Annotated in this window: 25 protein-coding genes and 1 riboswitch; of the genes, 18 read left to right on the top strand and 7 right to left on the bottom strand. The window is 71.2% G+C overall.

Annotation, left to right across the window (positions count from 1 at the left end; genetic code table 11):
- Nucleotides 1–33: 33 nt before the first annotated feature.
- Nucleotides 34–474, bottom strand: a complete 441-nt coding sequence (locus tag ACFY36_RS11580; protein ID WP_499745876.1) for a GNAT family N-acetyltransferase — start codon at nt 472–474, stop codon at nt 34–36.
- Nucleotides 471–1112, bottom strand: a complete 642-nt coding sequence (locus ACFY36_RS11575; protein ID WP_499745875.1) for a hypothetical protein — start codon at nt 1110–1112, stop codon at nt 471–473. Before ACFY36_RS11575 ends, ACFY36_RS11580 begins: the two co-directional genes overlap by 4 nt.
- A gap of 41 nt (nt 1113–1153) precedes the next feature.
- Between ACFY36_RS11575 and ACFY36_RS11570 the strand changes: the two genes are divergently transcribed.
- From ACFY36_RS11570 to ACFY36_RS11560, 3 genes are all read left to right on the top strand, one after another.
- Nucleotides 1154–1783: a nucleoside/nucleotide kinase family protein gene (locus ACFY36_RS11570; RefSeq protein ID WP_499745874.1), complete on the top strand. Its 630-nt coding sequence runs from the start codon at nt 1154–1156 to the stop codon at nt 1781–1783.
- Nucleotides 1780–2559 carry an inositol monophosphatase family protein gene (locus ACFY36_RS11565; protein WP_499745873.1) on the top strand — a complete coding sequence of 260 codons (780 nt, stop codon included), beginning with the start codon at nt 1780–1782 and terminating at the stop codon, nt 2557–2559. The genes ACFY36_RS11570 and ACFY36_RS11565 overlap by 4 nt, the downstream gene beginning before the upstream one ends.
- 349 nt (nt 2560–2908) lie before the next feature.
- Complete coding sequence (locus tag ACFY36_RS11560) at nt 2909–4090, top strand: MerR family transcriptional regulator (protein WP_499746794.1); 1182 nt, start codon at nt 2909–2911, stop codon at nt 4088–4090.
- Between the two features lie 28 nt (nt 4091–4118).
- Here the strand turns inward: ACFY36_RS11560 and ACFY36_RS11555 are convergent, their stop codons facing one another.
- On the bottom strand, nt 4119–4319 hold the full coding sequence (locus ACFY36_RS11555) for a hypothetical protein (RefSeq protein WP_499745872.1): 201 nt from the start codon (nt 4317–4319) through the stop codon (nt 4119–4121).
- A gap of 223 nt (nt 4320–4542) precedes the next feature.
- Here ACFY36_RS11555 and ACFY36_RS11550 point away from each other — a divergent pair, with 223 nt between their 5' ends.
- Nucleotides 4543–5055, top strand: a complete 513-nt coding sequence (locus ACFY36_RS11550) for an RICIN domain-containing protein (protein ID WP_499745871.1) — start codon at nt 4543–4545, stop codon at nt 5053–5055.
- A 1-nt stretch (nt 5056) separates the two neighbouring features.
- On the opposite strand, the gene ACFY36_RS11545 is transcribed toward ACFY36_RS11550, so the two are convergent.
- Both ACFY36_RS11545 and ACFY36_RS11540 read right to left on the bottom strand, forming a co-directional pair.
- Nucleotides 5057–5902, bottom strand: a complete 846-nt coding sequence (locus ACFY36_RS11545) for a dihydrodipicolinate synthase family protein (RefSeq protein ID WP_499745870.1) — start codon at nt 5900–5902, stop codon at nt 5057–5059.
- Nucleotides 5903–5935: 33 nt separating this feature from the next.
- Nucleotides 5936–6460, bottom strand: a complete 525-nt coding sequence (locus ACFY36_RS11540) for a GNAT family N-acetyltransferase (RefSeq protein WP_499745869.1) — start codon at nt 6458–6460, stop codon at nt 5936–5938.
- A gap of 86 nt (nt 6461–6546) precedes the next feature.
- Between ACFY36_RS11540 and ACFY36_RS11535 the strand changes: the two genes are divergently transcribed.
- The 6 genes from ACFY36_RS11535 to ACFY36_RS11510 are packed head-to-tail and all read left to right on the top strand — an operon-like array spanning nt 6547 to nt 13809.
- Nucleotides 6547–7563, top strand: a complete 1017-nt coding sequence (locus tag ACFY36_RS11535; protein ID WP_499745868.1) for a LacI family DNA-binding transcriptional regulator — start codon at nt 6547–6549, stop codon at nt 7561–7563.
- A complete protein-coding gene (locus ACFY36_RS11530) occupies nt 7560–8813 on the top strand; it encodes a sugar ABC transporter substrate-binding protein (protein ID WP_499745867.1) in 1254 nt (417 codons plus the stop codon). The genes ACFY36_RS11535 and ACFY36_RS11530 overlap by 4 nt, the downstream gene beginning before the upstream one ends.
- Nucleotides 8810–9742, top strand: a complete 933-nt coding sequence (locus ACFY36_RS11525) for a carbohydrate ABC transporter permease (RefSeq protein WP_499745866.1) — start codon at nt 8810–8812, stop codon at nt 9740–9742. The genes ACFY36_RS11530 and ACFY36_RS11525 overlap by 4 nt, the downstream gene beginning before the upstream one ends.
- On the top strand, nt 9735–10550 hold the full coding sequence (locus tag ACFY36_RS11520) for a carbohydrate ABC transporter permease (RefSeq protein WP_499745865.1): 816 nt from the start codon (nt 9735–9737) through the stop codon (nt 10548–10550). The genes ACFY36_RS11525 and ACFY36_RS11520 overlap by 8 nt, the downstream gene beginning before the upstream one ends.
- A gap of 8 nt (nt 10551–10558) precedes the next feature.
- Nucleotides 10559–12076, top strand: a complete 1518-nt coding sequence (locus ACFY36_RS11515) for a glucoamylase family protein (RefSeq protein WP_499745864.1) — start codon at nt 10559–10561, stop codon at nt 12074–12076.
- A complete protein-coding gene (locus tag ACFY36_RS11510) occupies nt 12073–13809 on the top strand; it encodes a GH39 family glycosyl hydrolase (protein ID WP_499745863.1) in 1737 nt (578 codons plus the stop codon). The genes ACFY36_RS11515 and ACFY36_RS11510 overlap by 4 nt, the downstream gene beginning before the upstream one ends.
- A 318-nt stretch (nt 13810–14127) precedes the next feature.
- Here the strand turns inward: ACFY36_RS11510 and mycP are convergent, their stop codons facing one another.
- Nucleotides 14128–15330 (bottom strand): type VII secretion-associated serine protease mycosin, encoded by a 1203-nt coding sequence (gene mycP, locus ACFY36_RS11505; protein WP_499745862.1) that lies wholly within the window; start codon nt 15328–15330, stop codon nt 14128–14130.
- A gap of 85 nt (nt 15331–15415) precedes the next feature.
- Nucleotides 15416–15569: riboswitch (adenosylcobalamin (AdoCbl) riboswitch) on the top strand.
- Nucleotides 15570–15576: 7 nt separating this feature from the next.
- On the opposite strand from mycP, the gene ACFY36_RS11500 reads away from it, so the two are divergent.
- Both ACFY36_RS11500 and ACFY36_RS11495 read left to right on the top strand, forming a co-directional pair.
- Nucleotides 15577–15780: a CbtB domain-containing protein gene (locus ACFY36_RS11500; RefSeq protein WP_498700541.1), complete on the top strand. Its 204-nt coding sequence runs from the start codon at nt 15577–15579 to the stop codon at nt 15778–15780.
- Complete coding sequence (locus ACFY36_RS11495) at nt 15771–16547, top strand: CbtA family protein (RefSeq protein WP_499745861.1); 777 nt, start codon at nt 15771–15773, stop codon at nt 16545–16547. The genes ACFY36_RS11500 and ACFY36_RS11495 overlap by 10 nt, the downstream gene beginning before the upstream one ends.
- Nucleotides 16548–16593: 46 nt before the next feature.
- On the opposite strand, the gene ACFY36_RS11490 is transcribed toward ACFY36_RS11495, so the two are convergent.
- Entirely contained in the window at nt 16594–17640 is a 1047-nt protein-coding gene (locus ACFY36_RS11490) for a phosphotransferase (RefSeq protein ID WP_499745860.1), read from the bottom strand.
- A gap of 107 nt (nt 17641–17747) precedes the next feature.
- Here ACFY36_RS11490 and ACFY36_RS11485 point away from each other — a divergent pair, with 107 nt between their 5' ends.
- The 6 genes from ACFY36_RS11485 to ACFY36_RS11460 all read left to right on the top strand — a co-directional run bounded on the left by ACFY36_RS11485 (nt 17748) and on the right by ACFY36_RS11460 (nt 22713).
- Entirely contained in the window at nt 17748–18821 is a 1074-nt protein-coding gene (locus ACFY36_RS11485) for a DUF4037 domain-containing protein (RefSeq protein WP_499745859.1), read from the top strand.
- 13 nt (nt 18822–18834) lie between these two features.
- Entirely contained in the window at nt 18835–19425 is a 591-nt protein-coding gene (locus ACFY36_RS11480) for an ArsR/SmtB family transcription factor (RefSeq protein WP_499745858.1), read from the top strand.
- 2 nt (nt 19426–19427) lie between these two features.
- Nucleotides 19428–20129 carry an SRPBCC family protein gene (locus ACFY36_RS11475; RefSeq protein ID WP_499745857.1) on the top strand — a complete coding sequence of 234 codons (702 nt, stop codon included), beginning with the start codon at nt 19428–19430 and terminating at the stop codon, nt 20127–20129.
- Nucleotides 20130–20312: 183 nt separating this feature from the next.
- Complete coding sequence (locus ACFY36_RS11470) at nt 20313–20453, top strand: hypothetical protein (protein WP_499745856.1); 141 nt, start codon at nt 20313–20315, stop codon at nt 20451–20453.
- Nucleotides 20454–20623: 170 nt separating this feature from the next.
- The gene (locus ACFY36_RS11465; protein ID WP_499745855.1) at nt 20624–21745 is read left to right on the top strand and encodes a coiled-coil domain-containing protein; all 1122 of its coding nucleotides are present in this window, start codon (nt 20624–20626) and stop codon (nt 21743–21745) included.
- Between the two features lie 629 nt (nt 21746–22374).
- Nucleotides 22375–22713, top strand: coding sequence for an RNA polymerase-binding protein RbpA (locus ACFY36_RS11460; RefSeq protein ID WP_020517072.1), 339 nt, complete (start codon nt 22375–22377; stop codon nt 22711–22713).
- Nucleotides 22714–22991 lie beyond the last annotated feature (278 nt).

Raw genomic sequence — 22991 nt, 5'->3', positions numbered from 1 at the left:
CGTGGGGGTCCTGGTGCGCGTCCGCCCGAGGTCTTACGACTTTGGCAGGGGGTGCCGGACCATGAACAGGTCGACCGGGTCCTCCGAGTCCACGGTGAAGCCGTGACGTTCGTACAACCGGACCGCGTGACTGCCCCGCAGCACATTGAGCCGCACCGCCGTGCCCTCGGCGTCGGCGCCCGCGAGCACGGTCCGCAGGACGGCCGAGCCCACGCCCCGCCCGTGCAGCGCCGGAGCGAGGTAGAAGTGTTCGAGCCAGCCGGGCCGCACGGTGATGCTGCCGGCGAACTCACCTCCGTACAGGATGATCGAGGTGTGCCGGGGTGAGAACGAGTCCCGCAGCCGCTGCCGCACGCGGTGTTCGTCGAACCGGCCGAGGCGTTCCAGGTCGGGCCGCAGTACGACGGCCCGCAGCTCGGCGATCGCCTCGACGTCCCCGGCGGTGGCGGGTCGCAGGCTCCACGAAGCGGTCATGACCGGCGCAGCGCGTCCCTGCAGTCCCACACCGACCAGGCCAGCACGACCGCGCCGAGCCCGGCCAGCGCCCACTGGCCGTCGGCCGCGGCGCCGATCACCGCCGTCGTCACCAGCAGCGGAAGCAGCGGCCAGCTGCCGCGGCGGCGGGGCGGTTCCGCTTCGGCGAGCTCCCGGGCGTAGCGGGCCACCGGTGCCGGGCCGTCCGGGGCGCCCGCCGCGCGGGCCTCGGCGACCAGCTCGGCCGCCCGGCGCCGGGGCACGTCGTAGCGGCCCACCAGCAGGCCGTCGAGCCGGCTGAGCCAGGCCTCGCCGGGGCTCTGCCGGCGCGGGGTGCGATGGAACAGCCACGCCAGCACCGCCGCCGCGGCCAGCAGCGCCGGCGCGGGAACCGAGCCGATGCTCGTGGCGGGCAGTTGGGTGAACGCCAGCGCGGTCACCACCACCAGCGCACCGGTCGTGGCGTACGCCCACAGCACCCTGGGCAGCACGAACGCGGCCAGCGCACTCACGATCAGGAGCACCGTTCCGGTCAGGCCGTCCACCGTCACCGGGATCATGAGGCTGCCGGCCATCCAGGCCGCGTACAGGATCACCGGTATGGCGAACAGGGATATCGAACCCGCGGCGTCCTTCACCCTTGTCATTGTGCAAGGTCACGCAAGGCTAGTCTTCGCCCGTGCGACCAGCTTTGATCGACCAGATTGCTGATCTTGTGCCGGGTGGCCGGGTCGGCGTGGACGGCGTCGACGGGGCCGGGAAGTCGACGTTCGCGGGCCACCTGGCCGCCGCGCTGCGGGACCGTGGGCGCCCGGTCGTGCACGTGTCGGCCGACGATTTCCACCATCCGCGCGCCGTCCGCTACCGGAAGGGCCGCGATTCGCCGGAGGGTTTCTTCCTCGACAGTTACGACTATCCCGCTCTCGTCCGGGAGGTGCTGGAGCCGTTCGCGCCGGGCGGGTCGCGGCGATTCCGGCGGGCCACGCACGATGTCCGTACGGACGAAGCCCTGGACCTTGAATGGGAATCGGCCCCGCAGGACGCGGTGCTGATCGTCGACGGTTTGTTCCTGCATCGCGGCGAGCTGGCCGGTTTCTGGGAGTTCTCGGTGTTCCTGGACGCGCCGTTCGAGGTGACGGTCCCGCGAATGGCGCGGCGCGACGGCTCGCATCCGGATCCGGAGCATCCGAGCCTGGCCCGTTACGTCGGCGGCCAGCGGCTCTATTTCGCCACCTGCGATCCGCACGCGCGGGCCTCCGCCGTCATCGACAACTCTGATTGGCGCCGTCCGGTTATCCTGCCCCGATGATCACCGACGGGGAACTGGCGATCGCCGCCGCTCAGGCCGGGGCGCAGGTGGTGCGCGCTCATTTCGGCGCCGACCACGACCGGGTCGACAAGGGCGGCGGCGATTTCGCGACTGCCGCCGACCTCGAAGCCGAACGCGTCATCATCGATCTGCTGCGCGAACAGCGTCCCCACGATGCTGTCGTCGGCGAGGAGACCGGCCGTTCCGGCGCCCCGGCCGACCGGACCTGGCTGGTCGATCCGCTGTGCGGGACACTCAATTACGCCGTACGCAATCTGCTCGTCGCCGTCAATGTCGCCTTGCGCGACAGCGGCGAGGTCACGGCCGCCGCCTGCGCCGACCCGTTCACCGGCGAGGTTTTCTGGACCAACGGCGATTCCGCTTGTGTACGCCGGGACAGCACCGACGAAAAGCTGTCCCCGTCCGCTTCGTCGCGTCTGGTCGACGTCAATCTCGATCCCCCGTTCCCCAACGATCCCCGTTTCCGCGCGGCCGACCTGCTCGCCAACCGCGAATTCGCCGCCCGTTTCCGCCCCCGGGTCGTCTCCACCACCCTGGCCGTGACCTGGGTTGCCACCGGCCGCCGGGCCGCGTATGTGACCGACGGCCACCTGCAGGACAGCGTCCATTTCGCGGCCGGCATAGCCCTGTGCCGCGCCGCCGGTTGCGTGGTCACCGGCCTCGACGGCAGTCCGGTGCACACCGGCGCCGGCGGGCTGATCGTCGCCGCGGACGCGCGGACCCATTCCGAGCTGCTCACCCTGATCGGTTTGTGAAATGCAACGGCTTGCGGCGTACTACAGCGACCCACCGGGCCGGCTGCTGCACTCCGTCGGCGTCTTCTACGAGGTGACCGTGACCGGCGGCGCTCTGCGCGACGAGACCGGCGGCTCGACCGACATGGCCCGCTGGATCCGCCTGGCCGAGGTCCCGTCCCTGGAACGCGCCGTCATCGTCGACGTCGGCCTGGCCCTGCTGCGCGACCGCCCACCCACCGGCCACGTCTCACCCGTTCCCGTTGGTGGTCTGCTCCGGCAGCAGACGGAAAGGGTTGACCTTGACCCTTGGGCAAGGCCCAGCGTGGGGTGTGCCGGCCGGGGTGGCCGGCGCGAGGAGGAGGGGACCGTGGGGCTGTTGACGATCGGTGGGTTCGCGCGGCAGGCGGGGCTCACGCCGAAGGCGCTGCGGCTCTACGACGAGACGGGGCTGTTGCGGCCGGCCGCGGTGGACGCCGAGAGCGGGTACCGGTTCTACGAGCCGGGGCAGCTCGACCGGGCCCGGCTGATCGCCGAGCTGCGGCGCATCGGGATGCCGCTGGCCGAGATCGCCGAGGTGTGCGCGCTCGAACCGGCCGCCGCGGCCGAGGCGGTGGAAGCCTTCTGGCGGCGCGTCACCGCCGACACGGCGGCCCGGGCTCGTCTGACCTCTCTCCTCGTAGCTGACCTGACGGGAAGGGACACCACCATGCCGAAGATCGACTTCCGTTTCGCCGCCGGCCTCGACGCGGGCGCGGGCCGCAACACCAATGAGGATTTGGCGTACGCCACCTCGCACGTCCTCGCGGTGGCCGACGGCACCCGCGGCCCAGGCGGTGCGCGAGCGGCGGCCGCCGCGGTAGACGCCGTCCGGGCCGTGGAGCCCTCCGCCGCCGGCACCGACCTGCTGACCTTGCTGGCGGCCGCCGTCACCGAGGCCGACCGGGTCATCCGCCGCCTCGCCGAGCGGCCTTCCAAGCCCTCGCCGGACGACACCTTGACGGGCCGGGACGACACCGCCTCGGTCCACGATGACGGAGCGCCGGGCTCAACCGACGCCGCGTCGGAAGGCTCGGATGCCGCTTCCGCCGGCCAGGGCGATGGCTGGGACGCCCGGCCGGTGACGACGCTGACCGCGCTGGTGCGCCAGGGCACGCGGCTGGCGCTGGTGCACGTCGGTGACAGCCGGGCCTATCTTCTGCGCAACGGTGAGCTGACGCAGCTGACCCAGGACCACACGTGGGTACGCGCGCAGGTCGACCAGGGCAACCTGACCCCGGCCGAGGCCGCCGCGCATCCCCAGCGGGCCCTGCTGGCCCGGGCCCTGGGCTGGGGCGCCGAAGGCGAGGTGGACCTGGCCCTGCGCACCGCCCTGCCCGGCGACCGCTACCTGCTCTGCTCCGACGGCCTGTCCGCGGTCGCCACCGCCGCCGACATCGGCGCCGCCCTGGCCGCAGCCGACGGCCCGGAGCAGGCGGTCACCGCGCTGATCGCGCTGGCCCACCGCGCGGGCGCCCCGGACAACATCGCCGTCGCCGTCGCGGAGTTCTGACGCCGAGGCCCGTTGCGGCCCGGGCCCGTCATTCGCCGTCGAGCCGGAACCGGACGATGACAATCTCGTCGTCCGTGCCCAGCTCCGGGTAGTAGCCGCGCAGGCCGGGCAGCACGGCGCCCGCGTCCGGGAAGCCGTCCTCGTCGAGGACGGCCGCGGCGACCGTGTGCACGTCACCGTCACCGTGGGCCAGGGCCGCGCGGGCGGCCTCGATCAGAGTCGTGATCACGCCGGTGAATCTACGGGGACCGCCGGGGAAAGTTTGGCCGGCCAGATGATCGTGATGGGTGGATAACGGTTCGCGGTTTCCCTCGGCGGTCTGCGAATCAGAAGTCCTTCCGCTTAGGGTCTCCGCTCAGGTCCGCCATATCGAAAGGATGCTGATGGTGTCTGTTCTCCGGCGTTTAATTGTTGTCGCGATTTCCGCGATAACGGTGTTGTCGATTCAGGTCGTGCCCGCTTCGGCCGACGACTCCGACGTCGATGCCTTCATGTCGCGCGACCGGGTCGAGTTGTTCAACTACCATTCGCTGCTCTGGGCCGTCGTCAAGGGCGCGTCGACGGCCAACCTCGCGCCGGCCGTCCAGTGGCGGTACGAGCACAACGCCGTCAGCAACGACATCATGGTCAACGAGTACGAGTCCGGCAATTATGTCCGGATCAAACCGGCTCATACCTTCAGCGACGACGGCAATCCGCACAACGACATGTGCCTGGCCGTCAAAGGCGCGGCCTACAACGACGAGGCCGTCGTCGTTCAGGCGACGTGCACCTATGACGACGTCAACAATGATGTGTGGGTCTGGACGAGGGTGCCCGGGTTCACCACTCCGGATTGGGTCACTTTGAAGAATCTGCGCAGCGGAAAGTGTCTCGTGGTCAAGGGCGGTTCCAAGGAGCAGGGCGCTCCCCTGATCCAGTTCACCTGCAACGGCAGCGACAACAGCATCTGGCGCGTCTACTGAGTCACACGGATTGTTCCGCGGGGACCGCGCCGAGCGCGGCCTCGACGGACGCCGGTGAGGCGGGCAGCAGGGGCAGCCGGACGTACGGGGTGGGGATGCGGCCCTGTGCGTGCAGGACGCCCTTGGTGACGGCCGGGTTCGGTTCGGCGAACAGGGCCGCCGACAGCCGGGCCAGGCGATGCCCGAGAGGGCGGGCGCGGCCGGTGTCGCCGGACTGCCAGGCTGTGATCAGCTCCGCGTAAGAGCTGGTGGCGATGTGGGCCGAGGCGAGGATGCCGCCGTGTGCCCCCATCGCCAGCAGCGGAGAGATGTACGCGTCGTCGCCGCCGAGGATGGCGAAGTCCTCCGGCGGGTCGGCCAGCAGGGCCACCGTGTCGGCGTCGATGCCGCCGGCGGCGAGTTTCACGCCGCACACGTTCGGGATGGCGGCTATCCGGTGCAGGGCTTGCAGGGTCAAGGGCTGAGCCGTCCGGTACGGCACGTGGTAGACGACCAGCGGCACCGGGCTGACCCGGGCCAGTTCGCTCAGGTGCGCGACCACCCCGTCCTCGCCGGGCCGCACGAACGGCGGCACCAGGGTCAGGGCCGCGACGGCGGTGAGCCCGGCCAGGCTCGCGGCGTCGTTCGCGCCGACGATCAGCGGGGCGCCGGTGGCGGCCAGGGTCCGCAGGACGGTGGCGCGTTCAGCGGTGCTCAGGGTGGATGGTTCGGCCGTGGTGCCCAGCGCGACCAGCCCGGCGGCGCCGCCGTCGAGGGTGTCGTGGGCGAGGCGGGTCAGCGCGCCGGTGTCGATGTCGCCGGACGCGTCGAACGGGGTGATCAGCGGGATGTGCAGGCCGTTCAGCATCCGGTCACGGTCTCAACCCCGTACCCCTAAGGTCTATTGATTTGTCCTCGCCTGATTCTTTAGCAGCGCTGAAAGGTCGAGGCGCCAGTCGTTGGAGACGATCATGGTGCCTTTCGGGTATTCGAAGGCGGTCTCGCCGAGCAGGGTGAAGCCGGCCTTGCGGCAGACGGCGTTGGAGGCGGCGTTGGAGGCCTTCGGGTACGCGTGGACCCAGCGCCGCCCGGCGGCCGGCGCGAGGCGATTCAGCGTGGCCAGGGTGGCTTCGGCCGCGAGGCCGCGGCCCTGGAAGGCGGGCAGGATCTTCCAGCCCATCTCGTAGACCGGTTCGCCGGCCCAGTCGCGCTCCCAGTAGCCGACGCTGCCGACGGGATCGGAGGAGCCGGGCAGCACGATCAGCCACATGTGCCCGTCGCGCCCGCGCATGGTGTCCAGATATCGCTGGTGGCGTTCGAGCAGCTTGTCCCCGGGTTCGACGCCGCCCAGGTGCTCCTTCATGGCGGCCGTGTTGGCCTGCCGCTCGAGCCACAGCCCGCGCTCGTCCCACATCTGAAGGTCCATGGCCGCAGTTTGCCCTCTATCGCAGATCGTGAATACGGCCACGTCTCGGATGTCGCGCCTGTTTCGGCGGCGTTACGTTCGCCGGCATGGCGATGAAAGCGCTTACAAAGCCGACGATCTATCAGGTCGCCCAGCTGGCCGGCGTGTCGATCGCCACCGTGTCGCGGGCCATGCGCGACTCCGAGCTGGTCACCCCGCAGACCCGGGAACGGGTGCGGGACGCGGCCCGCCGGCTGCGGTTCACCCCGAGCCAGTCGGCCCGGTCGCTGGCGCAGGGGCGGCACGCGGCCAACGGGATCGTCTTCCCGGATCTGGTCGGCCCCTACTACGCGGAGGTGATCCTCGGCTACGAGGCGGCCGCGGCGGCCAACGGCAGCAGCGTGCTGATCCTGGCCACCAACGGGCGCCGCGACGCGGCGGCCGCCGTACGTGATCTGGCCGGGCGGGTCGACGGGCTGACCGTGCTGGGCCGCACGGTCGGCGACGACGTGATCGCCTCGATCGCGGCGTCGGGGGTGCCGGTGGTGCTGCTGGCCCGCGATCCGGTGCCGGGCGTGGACACGCTGCGCGCCGGCAACACGCACACGGCCAAGGCCCTGGCCCGGCATCTGATCGGCCACGGCCACCGGTCGGTGACGTTCCTCGGCGATCCCGCGGCCTCGCCGGACGTGGCCGGCCGCTGGGCGGGGGTCAAAGCCGTGTGCGGGGGCGCCGCTCAGCCCGTACCCCTCAAAGGTCTTGACCTTGAAGCGGGTGAGAAGGCGGCCCGCGCGCTGTTTCGCGAGCAGCGGCCCGGCGCGGTCGTGTGCGCCAACGACGAGGTCGCGCTCGGTGTGCTGCTCGCGGCCGAGGAAGCCGGGCTGCGCGTTCCGCAAGACCTGGCCGTGACCGGCTGGGACGACCTGCTCGCGGCGCGGTTCGCCGGTCTGAGCACCGTGCGGCAGCCGATGCGTGAGCTCGGCGCGACGGCCGCGCGGTGGCTGGACCGGCGTATCGCCGAGACGAACGACGAAGAGCCCACCCAGCCCGCACGGCGCCGGATCCTCGCCACCGAGTTGATCATCCGGCGGACGTGCGGCTCGCATGAGGAGGTGCGTCAATGAGGAAACTGGTAGCCGCCGGTGTGGCGGCGGTCCTGGCGGTGTCGGCGTGCGGCCGTGACTCGGCCGGCGACGGCGGGACCGCCGAGGCGGTCAGCGGGGGCAAGGCCAGCGGTGAGGTCACGGTCTGGGCCATGGGTACGGAGGGTGAGAAGCTCGCCGATTTCGCGAAGGCCTTCACCGCCGAGAACCCGGACGCGAAGGTGTCGGTGACCGCGGTGCCGTGGGATTCGGCCCAGCAGAAACTGACCAGCGCGATCGCGGCCAAGCAGACCCCGGACGTGTCGATGATCGGCACGACGATGCAGGGTGAGCTGGCCAAGACCGGCGCTCTCGACCCCACCCCGGGCGACCTGTTCACCAGGGACGCGTACTTCCCGGGCGCGTGGGACACCACCGTCGTCGACGGCACCTCCTACGGCGTCCCCTGGTACGTCGAGACCCGCGGCATCTACTACCGCAAGGACCTCGCGGCGAAGGCCGGGTTCCCGGACGGGCCGAAGACGTGGGACGACCTGAGCGCCATGGCCGAGGCGATGAAGAGCAAGGCCGGCGCCAAGTGGGGGATCAGCCTGCAGCCGGGCAAGACCGGCAGCTGGCAGTCGATCCTGCCGTTCGGCTGGTCCAACGGCGCGTCGATCGCCTCCGGCTCGGCGTACACGTTCGACACCCCGCAGATGACCGAGGCCCTGGCGTACTACCAGTCGTTCTTCACCCGCAAGCTGTCACCGGCCGACCTGCCGCAGGGCGCGCTCGAGCCGGCGTTCGTGCGCGGCGAGATCGCCTCGTTCATGTCCGGCCCCTGGCATGTGGGCATCCTCAACGAGCAGGGCGGCAAGGGCTTCGCTTCCCAGTACGCCGTGGCGCCGATGCCGGCCAAGCAGAGCTCGACCTCGTTCATCGGGGGCAGCAACATCGCCGTGTTCAAGGACGCGAAGAACCGGGACGCGGCGTGGAAGTTCCTGGCCTGGCTGAGCGAACCCGGCGTGCAGGTCAAGTGGTATCAGGCGGTCAGTGACCTGCCGGCCGTGCAGTCGGCGTGGACCGATCCGGCGCTGACCGGCGACGCGAACCTGAAAGTGTTCGGCGAGCAGTTGAAGTCGGCCAAGGCGCCGCCGCCGTTCCCGACCTGGGTCCAGGTGTCGGCCGCGTTCGACGTCGAGGCCGAGAAGGTGTGCGTGGCCGGGGCCGATCCGGCGGCCGCGCTCAAGGCGGTGCAGAGTCAGGCGTCGTCCATCGGCACCGGCTCGTGACCGCCGTCGCCACCCGCCCCGTCGCCACTGCGGACAAATCGGACGCGCCTCGAAGGCGGCGGCGCTCTCTGATCGGCTGGTCGTTCGCGGCCCCGTTCACCCTGCTGTTCCTGGTCTTCGCGGTGCTGCCGGTGGTGGCGTCGCTGGTCATGAGCCTGACCGACATGCGGGCGACCGACCTGCGGACGCCCCTGGCCGTCGACTTCGTGGGGCTGGACAACTTCACCCGGCTGTTCTCCGACGACCTGTTCCTGCGGTCGGCGCTGAACACGATCGTGTTCGTGGTGATCGGGGTGCCGTTGACGATCGTGGCCGCGCTGGCCGCGGCGAACGCGCTGAACTCGGGGCTGATCCGGTTCCGGGCGGTGTTCCGGGTCGGTTTCTACCTGCCGGTGGTCACCAGCATCGTGGCCATCGCGGTGGTGTGGCGTTTCCTGCTCGATCCGGAGGCGGGCCTGGTCAACAACCTGCTCGGCCTGGCCGGGATCGACGGGCCGGCCTGGTTGCAGGACCCGTCGACGTCGCTGGGCTCCATCATCGTGATGGCGGCGTGGCGCAACTTCGGGTCCCTGATGGTGATCTTCCTGGCCGCCCTGCAGGGCATCCCCGCCCATCTGTACGAGGCGGCGACGCTGGACGGGGCGGGACGCTGGCAGCAGTTCCGCCACATCACGCTGCCGCTGATGCGCCCGGCCCTGCTGTTCGGGGCGGTCATCACCGGCATCGGCTATCTGCAACTGTTCGAGGAGCCCCTCGTCATGACCCAGGGCGGCCCGTTGTCGTCGACCCTGTCGGTGTCGTACCACATCTACAACCAGTTCGGTTTCGGCAATTACGGCTACGCGGCCGCCGCCTCGTACGTGCTGTTCGTGGCGATCGTGGCCCTGTCGGTGCTGCAGTTCCGCCTGCTGGGCAGCCGCGATGATTAAGGCCAGGATCTTCCTGTACGCCGTTCTGGCGGCGGGGCTGCTCGTGGTGGTCGGCCCGTTCGTGTGGATGCTGTTGTCGTCGTTCAAACCGGAGGCGGAGATCCGGTCGGTGCCGCCGACGTGGTGGCCCCACACGTGGACGCTCGGCAACTATCAGGACCTGTTCTCCCGGCTCGACTTCCCGCAGTACTTCGCCAACTCGGCCATCGTCGCGGTGCTGGTGACGGCCGGGAATCTGCTGTTCTGCTCGCTGCTGGGCTACGCCCTGGCCAAGCTCGACTTCCCCGGCCGCAAAGCGCTGTTTTTGGCCGTGCTGGGGATGCTGATGGTGCCGGGCATGGTGACGTTCGTGCCGCAGTTCGTGCTGATCAGCAACATGGGGCTGGCCAATTCGTACGCCGGGCTGGTCCTGCCGTTCCTCGCCGGCCCGTTCGGGGTGTTCCTGATGCGGCAGTTCCTGCTGTCGATCCCCGACGACCTGATCGAGGCGGCCCGGGTCGACGGGGCCGGGGAATGGCGCATCTTCTGGCGGGTGGTGCTGCCGCTGTGCAAACCCGCCCTGGCCACCCTGGGCATCCTGACGTTCCTGGCCTCGTGGAACAACTTCCTGTGGCCCCTCGTGGTGGCCACGACCGACGACAAGTACACGCTGCCGGTGGCGCTCGCGCTCTACAGCATCGGGCAGAACCGCGCCTATTTCGGCCTGCTGCTGGCCGGGGCGGTCGTCGTGGTCATTCCCGTACTGATCGTCTTCCTGGCGCTGCAGCGGCACTTCATGCGCGGCATCGCGACGACCGGACTCAAGTGAGGAGCACCATGCGACGTCTGCTCGTACCGTTTCTCGTCCTGGCTCTGATCCTCTCGGGCGCCACCGTGGCCCAGGCGGGCGCCGACCCGCTGCGCGGCTACGCCCGCGACACGTGGCGTTCGCTGGTGGCCATGACCGACCCGGCCACCGGCCTGGTGGCCGACAACATCCCCGGTGACTTGTCCACCCCGTCGGCGTACACGTCACCGACCAACATCGGGGGCTACATGTGGTCGGCCGTGGTCGCCCGCGAACTGAAGATCATCTCACCGGCCGAGGCCACCGCCCGGGTGTCGAGGACCCTGTCCACGCTGGCGTCGCTGCGGCACCACACCGCGTCGGGCATGTTCTACAACTGGTACGACCCGCACACCGGCGCGGTCCTGACGGTCCTGCCCGACGGCACCTCCGTGACACCGTTCCTGTCGTCGGTCGACAACGGCTGGCTGGCCGCGTCGCTGCGGGTCGTGCAGGGCGCCTTCCCGTCGCTGCGCGGCAAAGCCGGCGCGATCCTGGACGAGATGAACTTCGGGTTCTATTTCAACCCGGCCGCCGTGTCACCGATCGGCACGCGCGGGCTGATCCGCGGCGGTTTCTGGGACACCGCCCCGCCGGGATGCTCGGTGCCGCAGAACGGGGTCTGGTTCACCTGCAACCACTACGACATCACAGTTACCGAACCCCGGATCGCCACCTATCTGGGCATCGGGGCCGGGCAGATCCCGGCGACGGCCTACTACGACACGATGCGCACCCTGCCCGACAGCTGCGACTACGCGTGGCAGGAGATGAAACCGTCCGGGTTCACCACCACCCACCTCGGCCGCCCGGTGTACGAGGGCTCGTACCGCTACCGGGGCATCACGTTCGTGCCGAGCTGGGGCGGGGACATGTTCGAGGCGCTGATGCCGGACCTGTTCGTGCCGGAAACGGCGTGGGGGCCGCGCAGCTGGGGCCGTAACCATCCGGCCACGGTGGCCGCGCAGATCGAGCACGGCCTCGGCGACGCCCGCTACGGCTACTGGGGGTTCTCGCCGGCGTCGAACCCGTTCGGCGGGTACGGCGTCTACGGCGTCGACGCGATGGGCATGGACACCGACGGCTACCCGTCGGACGTGCAGGGTGGCCGCTACGACGCCGGTTTCGGTGACTGCCGCCCGCCGGGCCCGGCCGCCGTCTACGGCGACGGTGTCGTCACCCCGCACGCCGCGTTCCTGGCCCTGCCGTACGCGCCCGGCCCGGTCCGCGCCAACCTGGCCAGGATCAAGAACGATTTCCCGTCGTACGGGCCGGGCGGCTTCTACGACGCGGTAGCGGTCCGCTCCGGCACGGTGGCCGAACGGTACCTGTCCCTGGACCAGTCCATGATCATGGGCGCTGTGGGCAACCACCTCGCCGGTGACGTGCTGAAGAAGGCGTTCGTGACACCCGCGTTCGAACGGGCGGTGCGCCCGCTGCTGGCCGCGGAGACCTTCAACGTCCCGGCCGGTCAGAAACTCCCCCAGCTGCGGGGAGGCCGCGGATGACGCTCGAGGAGCAGGCCCGGGCCGGCTGGGCGGCGCTGATGGGCGGGGGCGGCGCCCAGGACCGTACAGCCGGGCAACCGCAACAAGCGTCCCTGCCCGCACCGGCCCGGGTCTCCGCCGTCGCCGGCCGGGCAGTGGTGGCCGTCGACTGGGAGCCGGTGCCCGGCGCGATCGGCTACGCCGTGCACCGCGCCGCCTCCCCGCAGGGCCCGTTCGAGGTCGTCGACCACGGCGGCGGGGACGTCCTGGCCGTCCCCCACGGCCCGTACGCCGACACCACCGACGGCCGCGGCGGCTGGTACGCGGTCGCCGCCCTGCAGACCGTGACCGCCATCGGCCCCCTGTCCGACCCGGTCACCGTCTCCCACACCGACGAATCCGATGTGGTGGTGACCATCGGCTCCGAGGCCCGCCCCCTGCACCGGATCTGGCAGGCCATGATCGGCTCCGAACACCTGAGCCACCTGCTGTCCACCGACGAGACCGGCGGGCGCCCCATCGGCGCCGAACTGCGCGAGGCGCTGCGCCGCGTCCACGACGAACTCGGCGTGAAAACAGTCCGCGCCCACCACATCCTCGGCGACGACGTCGGCGTCGCCGGCCACGACTTCACCCGCCTCGACCAGATCTACGACACGCTGCGCGAACTCGGCCTGGCCCCGGTCGTCGAGTTCGGCTTCATGCCCCGCGACCTGGCCCGCGACCCCGGCCGCACAGTGTTCACCTACCGCGGCATCATCTCCCCGCCCCGCGACTGGGACCGCTGGGCCGGCCTGATCCGCGCCTTCACCGCCCACGTGGTCGAGCGGTACGGCCTCGACGAGGTCCGCGACAACTGGTGGTTCGAGGTGTGGAACGAACCCAACCTGTCCGTCTTCTGGTCCGGCACCCCCGCCGAATACTGGCGCCTCTACGAGGTCACCGCCCAAGCCGTCAAGGACGTCGACCCGTCCCTGCGCGTCGGCGGCCCGGCCACCGCCGCCGTCGGCTGGGTCGAACAGCAGCCCCCCGGCGACTTCGTCTCCACCCACGTCTACGGCACCATCCCCCTGGACGTACGCCCCCTGGCCGGCGACCGCCCCATCCTGTGGACCGAATGGGGAGTGACAGCCACCCACGGCAGCGACGTCAACGACAGCGTCTTCGCCGCCGCGTTCCTGCTCAAAGGCATGCACTCGGCCGCCGGCCGCATGCACGCCCTGGCCCCCTGGGTGGCCTCCGACCACTTCGAGGAACTGGGCCGCCCCACCCGCCTGCTGCACGGCGGCTTCGGCCTGCTCACCGTGGGTAACCTGGCCAAACCCAAATTCTGGGCGCTGTCGCTGGCCGAACGCCTGGGCCCCGGCGAACTACCGGTCACGATGACCGGCGACGCCAGCCTCATCACCGCCTGGGCGTCGCGCTACGACGACGGCAGCCTCGGCATCCTGCTGTGCAACAGCACCCTCGACCACTCCAAGGTCAAAGGCTCCCCCGACCTGGCCCGTACGATCCGGATCCGCCCCCCGATCACCAAACCCCACCTGCTGCGCGTGTGGCGGGTGGACCGCACCCACGGCAACATCACCACCCACTTCACCGGCGAATGGCCCAACCCCGACCAGTGGACCGCCCTGCACGCCGCCGACCACCTGCCGGAAGCCGAACCGCCCCGCCGCACAGCCCCCGGCACCGACGTGATCCTGGACCTGCCGAACCCGGGAATCGCCTTCCTGACCCTGCGCCCCCTGTAACTCCCGGCGCCCACGCGGCCCCTGCATTCGGTATCCCGGATTCGTCCACACGTCACGCTGTCGACGGCAGGCTGTAGCTCGCTTCCCAGGACCGGTGGCCGGCCGCCCCCGTGCGCCTACCGGGTTTTCCACAGAACGCCGGCTGTCCACAGGGAGGCTCACGTTTCCGCATGATCTTCCGTTTTTCGGTCAGACTTGAGCAGGACGGGGGCCCCCGATGGGAGGGCGGGCCCTGCGGTTGGGGCGGCGCTGACGCAGCCGGCCGCGCCCGGCCCGGCGCGGGATCCCGGCTACGACAATCGCGGGCGCTGGGCGGGATCAGTCGGTGGTGTGCGAGGTGGCGGGGTGCCAGCCCCGGCGGCGGCCCTGGCGCACGATGACAGCGGTCAGGGCGAGCAGCACCACGATGCCGGTGACGACGGCGGCGAACAGCAGGGCCCGGTCCCGCGAGCCGGCGCGGCGGGCGGCCAGCGCCGCGGCGGCCGGGTCGTCCACGGTCATGGACTCCGGCGCCGGCTGCGCCTGCTGCCGGGGGCCGAGCGTGTCGGTGACGGCCCGGTACGGGTTGAGCAGGCCGAAGCCGTACTCGGCGCTGACACTGCCGCCGGGGGCCGGATCGGTGGTGGCGATCAGCCGCTGCCGGACCTCACCGGGGCTCAGCTGCGGGAAACGCTGCTTGATCAGGGCGGCGGTGGCGGCCACGAACGGGGCCGCGAAACTGGTGCCCGACTGGCGGCGGTGGCCGGGGCCGCCGGCGTCCGCGCCGGTCACGTCGTTACCGATGGCGACCAGGTCGACGTACTCACCGCGCTGCGAATACGTGGCGACTGTGCCGTCGGCGCCGACCGCGCCGACACCGATGACGCCCGGATACTTCGCGGGGAACGGGTCGGGGTTGCCCTTCTGCCCGTCGTTGCCGGCGGCGGCCACGACCACCACACCGGCCCGGACCGCGCGGGCGACCGACGCCCGTACGGCGGCGTTGTCCGACGTCATCACCAGCGAGATGTTGATCACGTCGGCGCCCTGGTCGACGGCGAGATCGATCGCCTGGGCGAACTGGGCCGGGCTGCCCTTGTCACCGACCGCCTTGCCGTCGATGACCTCCTGCTCGGTGATGCGGAACGGCAGGATCGCCGCATCCGGGGCCAGCCCCTGAAAACCGGTGTTACGGGCGGGCATCGCCCCGATGATGCTCGCCACCGCCGTGCCGTGACCCTTGCAGTCCTGCCGGGCGTTGTCGTCACCGTGCAGGAAATCCGCGCCGGGCGCCACGTGTCCGCGCAGCTGGGGATGGGCGGCGTCCACCCCAGAGTCGATCACAGCAACGCGCACACCCTTGCCGGTCGCGAAACCGGCGAGACGCTTCGGCGCGTACACCTGATCCTCGACCGGCACACCGGCGGCGACCGGGCCGGGCGCCTCCTGCCGCTGGCAGACCACCGCGGCGCCCGCCGGCACCGGCACGGCCAGCACCACCGTGGCCACCGCCGTCACGGCCAGGACCCCGCGCCACCGCATCGCGCACCTCTTTCAACGATTCGCATGGATGGTATCGGGACGGCGCGACACGGCCGGTTGTGCGTTCAGGTCGCTCACAGCTAGGTTGTGGAAACCATCTGCGGCGTCGTGAGGGAAACCGGTGAGATTCCGGTGCGGTCGCGCCACTGTGAACGGCACCCGGCGACGGGAGCCGTGAGTCAGGACGCTCACGCGTCGCAGTCCGTTCGAACGGGACGCGTCATCCCGGCAGGAGGTTCCCCCACCATGCCCAAGGCCCAGCCGGTCCGCCCACTGAGCACCCCCGCGATCTCCGCGCGGCTGCTCTGGACCGCCCTCGCCGTCGTCGCCCTCATGCTGCTGCTCACCTACCTGGTCGCCTTCGACCAGGGCGCGGTGTCGCAGAGCGGCATGTTCCTGCACGAGCTCATGCACGACGGCCGCCACCTGCTCGGCGTCCCGTGCCACTGACCGCCGCGAAACCCGCGCCCGGATACGGCGCACTTCTGCTGCGGGGCCTGCTCGCGGGCCTCATCGCCGGTCTGCTGGCCGGCTGCTTCGCGTACGCGTTCGGCGAACCCAAGGTGGACGCCGCCATCGCCATCGAGGAAGCCAACGCCCACGCCGCACCCGCCGCGCAAGCCGAAGCGGACCACCACGACGAGGAACTGGTCAGCCGCGACGGGCAGAAAGGCGGCCTGTTCCTGGCCACCGCCCTGTACGGCGCGGCCATGGGCGGGCTGCTCGCCACGGCGTACACCCTGCTGCGCCGCCGCCTGCGCACCCCGAGCGACACCCGCGCGGCGCTCAGCCTGGCCGGCGCCGCCCTGCTCGGGATCGTCCTGGTGCCGTACGTCAAATATCCGCCCAACCCACCCGCCGTCGGCGACCCCGCCACCATCAACCAGCGCACCATCAGCTACCTGGCGATCCTCGTGATCGGCCTGGTAGCGGTGTGGGCGTCGGTCGTCGCGGCCCGCACCCAGCGCGCCGAATGGCGCCAGGCGATCGCCGCCGTGACCGGCTTCCTGGTCGTGGTCGTCGTCGGCTACACCCTCCTGCCCAACATCAACGAGGTCCCCGACACGTTCCCGGCCGACCTGCTGTGGAGCTTCCGGATCGCCTCCCTGGGCACCCAGGTCCTGCTGTGGACCGCCCTCGGCCTGGCCTTCGCGGCGCTGCTCACCGCCCGCCGCACCCCGGCCACCAAGCCGGAACGCGAAACGGTGCCCGCCTGAAGTTCAGACGCTGCCGCGGACCGTCACGGTCCGCGGCAGCGCCGTTTCAGAGAAACTCACCGGCCCAGCGGGCCACCACAGCAAGAACAGGGCCACGCCCGGCCACCATCGCCTCGATCCCGCGGCTGTCGTAGCCCGGCTTACGGCCCCAGCCCGCCGCCGCGGCCATCACCATCCGCGGGGCGAGCCAGAAATACTTCGCGGCCCCGCACGCCATGACCGCCCGCCGCACCGTGTCGCCGTCCACAGCCCCGTCAAGCCCGCGCCGGTACTGCTCGGACACCACGGTCAGCACCTCGTCCAGCAGCGCGATGTCGATGAGCCCGTCGAGGAACGAGTCCAGGGCCAGGTTCGCCGCGTCCTCCCCGATCGCCCCCGGACCCACGAACGCCCAGTCCAGCAGGACCGGCCCGTCCCCGGTGAACACCAGATTCATCGGCCACACATCGTGATGGCACAGGGTCCGCGGCAACTCGTCGGTCACCGCGAGAATGTCATGCCGCCGCTCCCACAACCGCCGCAATCCGTCGCGTACCGGCTTGGGCCAGCCCGCCACAATCGTCGGATGCTCCCAGTCGAGCTCGTCGTCCACCGGCTGCGCCAGCGTGTAATCCCGCAACCAATCGCGGGCCAGCCACTTTTCGCCGAACCAGTGGGGCCCCGCCCCCGCCCCCGCCTCGCCCAACCACTCCTTCTGCGCAGCGCCGAGCCGCAACGCCACCTCACCCAGCTCGGCCGGCCCCACAGCCGGCCCAGGCCGGCCCCGCACATCCTCGAGCCACAACGCCACCGACCCGTCGGCCCGCGACACCACCTCGTACAACCCCGGACCCCGCAGCCCCGGCAACGCCCCCGCCACCAGCCCCGACGAGTACGCCTCGGCCTCCCGCCGCCAATAGTTGAAGTGACCCGGATCGTCACTGGCCGCCAAATGCGCCGCCGCCCCCGCACGCCGCCGCGTAGCCACCTTCAACACCGCCGGCCCACCATCGCGGCGCACCCGCCACACCCCGCCGGTGACCTCGTTCGCCGTGCTGTGCACCAGCTCCTCAGCCGTCCACCCGGGCCGCATCAGATCATCAGGAACTGGCACGGGCTCGAGATTACCGGCCCGCCCCGCCCGCCGCCCGGCCCCTGTGGACAGACGAAATTCTGTGGATAACTCCGGATCATGTCAGCGGCGGCCGCTACCTTGCGCCCATGCCGAAATTCCTGCCCGGTCTCACCCTCGCCCGCCACTTCTACTTCGAGGCCGTACGACCTCTGCTCGGCGACCTGCCCCACGCCGCCGCCCGCCTCGGCCCCGGCTCCGACGTGCTCGGCTTCGACACCGAACGCTCCACCGACCACGACTGGGGACCCCGCCTCGAACTGTTCGTCGACGACCCCGGCGACCTGCACGACACCCTCGCCCGCCGGCTGCCCAAACGGGTCCGCGGCTGGCCCACCCACTTCGAACCACCCGGCGCCCGCGTGCGCACCGTCGCCTACACCGACGGCGACGTCGACCACTACATACGCATCCAGCCGTTCCCCACCTGGTGCCGCGACCTGCTCGGCTTCGACCCGGCCGGCGGACCCCGCCTGCTCGACTGGCTCGCCACACCCTGGCAGCGCTTCGCCGAGTTCACCGGCGGCGCCGTCTTCCACGACCCCGGCGACGTGCTGGCCGCCGCCCGCGAAGCCCTGTCCTGGTACCCGCCCGACATCTGGCGCTACGTGCTGGCCTGCCAATGGCAGCGCATCAGCCAGGAGGAATCCTTCCCCGCCCGCGCCGCCGAGATCGGCGACGAACTCGGCGCCCGCATGCTGACCGGCCGCCTGTGCCGCGACGTGGCCCGCCTCATCCTGCTCCAGGACCGCAACTGGCCCCCGTACGCCAAATGGCTCACCCACGCCCTGCCCGGCGACCTCACCGCCGCCGCACTGCTCGCCGCCCTGCGCACCGCCGACCCCGGCGACCGGGAGAACGCCCTCTGCGCCGCCCTGGAGATCGCCGCCCTCCGGCAGAACGACCTCGGCCTCAGCGCCGAACAACCAGCGTCCCGCCGGCCGTTCTTCGACCGCGGCTACAAAGTGATCGGCGCCGGCCGCTTCGCCGAAGCCCTGCGCGACGCCATCACCGACCCCACCCTGCGCGCCCTGCCCTTGACCGGCTGCGCCGACCAGATCATCGACAGCACAGACGTGCTGGTCGACCCCCACCTGACCCGCGCCGTCGTCGCCGCCACCCTGAACCCGGCCGGCGTCCTGGACAGCTTTTCTTTTCGGTGACAGGGTCGACCCCATGCACGACATCGCCGTCATCGAAGACCCCGCCGCCGCCGAAATCTCCCTCGACCCCATCCGCAGCCGGCTACTCGCCGAACTCGCCGAACCCGGCTCCGCCACCACCCTCGCCGCCAAAATCGGACTACCCCGCCAAAAAGTCAACTACCACCTGCGCACCCTCGAACAACACGGCCTCGTCCACCTCGTCGAAGAACGCCGCAAAGGCAACGTCACCGAACGCCTCATGCAAGCCACCGCCCACTCCTACGTCATCTCCCCCAACGCCCTGCCCACCGTCGCCCCCGACCCCAGCCGCGCCCCCGACCGCCTCTCCGCCCGCTGGCTGCTCGCCCTCGCCGCCCGCCTCGTCCGCGACGTCGGCGCCCTCATCACCGGCGCCACCACCGCCCGCCAGCGCGTCGCCACCTACGCCCTCGACGGCGAGATCCGCTTCGCCACCCCCGCCGACCGCGCCGCCTTCGCCGAAGAACTCACCGCCGGCATCACCAGCCTGCTCGCCCGCTACCACAGCGACACCGGCCGCAAACACCGCCTCGTCCTCGCCGTCCACCCCGCCCTCGACTCCACCGCCGACCCGGAGAAATAACCATGGGCAAGGACTACGAGATCCACCACGACACCACCATCGACGCCGGCCCCGAACAGATCTGGGCCGCCATCGCCACCGGACCCGGCATCTCCTCCTGGTACATCGGCAAAACCGAAACAGACCACGACACCGTCCGTACGGCCTTCGGCACCACCGCCTTCCCCACAGCCACCATCACCAGCAACGACCCACCCCACCACTTCGCCTACCGCACCGACACCACACCCGACGGCCGCTTCCAAGCCTTCGACTTCCTCATCGAAGCCGGCAACCACACCGCCACCACCCTGCGCGCCGTCACCAGCGGCTTCCTGCCCGGCGACGACTGGGCCGACGAATACGAAGCCATGAGCCACGGCATCGCCCTGTTCAACGCCACCCTCACCACCTACCTCCACCACTTCCCCGGAGGCACCGCCACACCCGTCACCGCCTTCGGCCCACCCATCACCGACTGGCCCGCCGCCTGGAACACCCTCCACAAAACCCTCGGCCTGCCCGGCCAACCCCGGCCCGGCGACCACACCCACGACGGAGGCGAGGTCTACCACGCCAGCCAGCACACCCTCGGTATCCGCACACCCACCGCCCTGCACCGCTACATCCGCGGCTTCCACGGCCCCATGATCGCCGCCCACGGGATCTTCGACCCCGGCACCACCGACCCCACCCCGTGGATCAAGCTCCTCGCCACGCTGTGACGACGAACCCCGCCGCAGCCCCACCCCGACGGGCAAGGCCGCCGTCACCGCAGTAGCGCTGACCCTGGCTGCGCTGGCCTTCGCCGCCGACTACCTCGACGGCATCGCCGGGCAGGTCATGGTCGCGCTCACCAGCAGTGGCTTCGCCTGGGGACCGGGGTGACGATCTCGGACGCTGTGCGCTTGGGACTGCCGCTCGCGCTGCTCGTCTGGCTCGCCTCCGCGCGCCGGCTGTGGCGTCACTGGCCGCTGCTGCTGGCCGGCATGATCTCGTGCGCGGCGCTGCTGTGGCGACTGCTCCACGTCGCCCACGCTCACCTCTGACGCGGGCAAGCGGCCGAAAGCAAATGGCGGGATGTTGTTGATTCCTGTTTGTTCTTAGGGTTTGCGGTGTGCGGCGGAGCGCACACCCTGTAAGGCATCCTAGGATGATGATGTGGGCCCGGTGTGGTGGCGGGATCTCCGGTGCCATGGGGCCTAGGGTTGATCTCGCGATGAACGAGAACGACACCGCCTCCGAGACCCGTCCCTGCGCTCACTGTGGACGGCCTGTTCCGCAGCGCTCGTCCGCCGGGCGGCCGTTCCGGTACTGCCGGGACAACGACGGGGAGTGCCAGCGAGCCTCCCGCAACGTTCGCATGCGGCACCGGGCCTCGCCGGGGCTCGCGGGGCAGGTGGCCCGCACCTGGGAAGTGGTCGACCGGCTCGATCAGCTCGTCGGCGGGCTGTCCGAGGCTTTGCACTCCGAGCTCTCCCCCGCCGGCGTCGAACGGCAGGTGGCCGAGATCCGGGCCGAGACGTCCGGGCGGATCGCCGCCGCGCACACCGAACGCGACGACGCCCGCCGTGATGCCGAGCGGGCCGCCACCGAGGCGTCGACCGCGCAGCAGCTCGCCTCGGCCGCCACCGCCGAACGCGACGAGGCGCAGCACCGGGCCGAGGAGTCCGCGCGCGCCGCCGAACAAGCCGGCACGGACGCCGAGCAGGCCCGGGCCGAACGCGACGAGGCCCGCCGGGAAGCCACCGCGGCCGTGGCCCTGAAGGAACGGGCGGAAGCCGACCGGGACACGGCCCGCGACGAGCTGTCGGTCGCACGGGCGGAGCTTCAGGACGTACGCCGGGAACGGGAGACCGCCGAGCGGGACCTGGCCACGGCTCTGCGCGACGCCGAGACCGCCGCCACGCGCGGTGAGGAGCTGCGCCGCGAACGTGACACCGCCCGCGACGAGGCCCGCCGCCTCGACACCGAGCTGGTCACCGCCCGGCGAGAAGCCGCCGAGCAGCGGGAGACCGCCGACAAGACCCTTGCTGATGTACGCCGGGACGCCGCCCACGACCGCAAAACGGCCGAAGCCGAACTCGCCGAGACCCGAGCCGAACGCGACGCCCTGCGAGGCCTGCGCGGCGAACTCGACCGGGCCGCCCGTGACCGCGCCGACCTGGAACGCCGCCTGGCCGCCGCCCAGTCCGACGCCGAAGCCGCACAGACCCGGGCCGCTCAGCTCTCCACCCAGGTCAGCGACCTCGCCTCCGCCCTGGCCTCCCTGGGCACAGCCCGCCCGGCCCCCATTCAGGCCGGCCCACCTCCCGCACCAGCTCAGGTCACCCAGTCCTGACCGCCGGCGCGGTGAGGCGAAGGCCGCCCGGCAGCCGGCCCGTAACGGGGGCGGTGGCCGGATCAAGGCCGGCGGGTAAGGGCTCGCCCGGAGCCACGGCCGGCCAGTGAAGGCCGCGCCGAAGCCCGCGGGTGCCTGGCCCGCAACCAGGTAAGGGGCGGATCGCGCGGCCTCGATCGTGACGGAATCCACAGCGCGGTCCGCGGGGAAGCCGGCGACTCCCTCCGGGGCCGGCGTCGCGGCGAGCGCTCCGGACAGCCATCGCGCGAGCAAGGAGCGGGTGCGGGGCCGTTCAGGGAGGTGGGTGAAGAGTGCTCATCTCAGGCGACGCGCGGACGAATATTGCCCGGCGAGGAGCGGAACTGGGGTGGCGATTCGGGAAATACTCGACCGAGTGACCGAAGTCGCAGCAACTGTAGAACACCCATAGGCCGTAAAGTGGACCAAGGTCCACTTCGGCGGGGGTGCGGTATGCCGGGTAAGGGCCTCGGGCGGCTACGCTCGTAGCGTTAACACTGCCGTCACAACGACAGTGCCGTCACAGATGACACCGGCGACCGCAGGAATCCCGCGGCCGCCCCTTTCGTTACACCAACGAGAGCAGCACCACGAGCGAGGGGAAGCCAATCATGGGCGAACGCATGCTGCGCGGCAGCCGTCTTGGCGCGGTCAGCTACGAGTCCGACCGCAACACGGAGCTGGCGCCCCGGCAGACCCGAGAGTACCTCTGCGTCAAGGGTCACCAGTTCGAGGTGCCGTTCGCCGTCGACGCCGAGGTGCCCACCACCTGGGAGTGCAAGTTCGACGGCAGCGTCGCCCGTCTGGTCGACGGCAGCGAGCCGGAGCAGAAGAAGGCGAAGCCGCCGCGTACCCACTGGGACATGCTCCTGGAGCGGCGTTCGATCTCGGAGCTCGAGGACATCCTCAACGAGCGCCTTCAGGAGGTCCGGACCCGTCGGGGCCGGTAACACATCAAGCGCGAAAGGGCCGTTCCGGAAAAATCCGGAACGGCCCTTTCGCGTGCGGAGAGAGGTTGGCCGGCGGAGAAGCGGCGGCCGATGGGGCGGGAGCGGGCAGCCAGCGGGAGCGGGCAGGCGGCGGGAGCGGGCAGCCAGCGGGAGCGGGCAGGCGGCGGGCAGGCGGCAGGCGGCGGGCGGCGGGCGGCGGGCGGCGGGCGGCGGGCGGCGGGCGGCGGGCGGAGCGCTCCCCTATGCCGTCGGCGGGATGCGGGAGGGGGGGGGGGGGC

The organism is Actinoplanes sp. NPDC000266 (assembly GCF_042899005.1).
Taxonomy (GTDB): domain Bacteria; phylum Actinomycetota; class Actinomycetes; order Mycobacteriales; family Micromonosporaceae; genus Actinoplanes.
The sequence above is the reverse complement of the archived record's forward strand: the minus strand, read 5'-3'. Positions and strand labels throughout refer to the sequence as shown.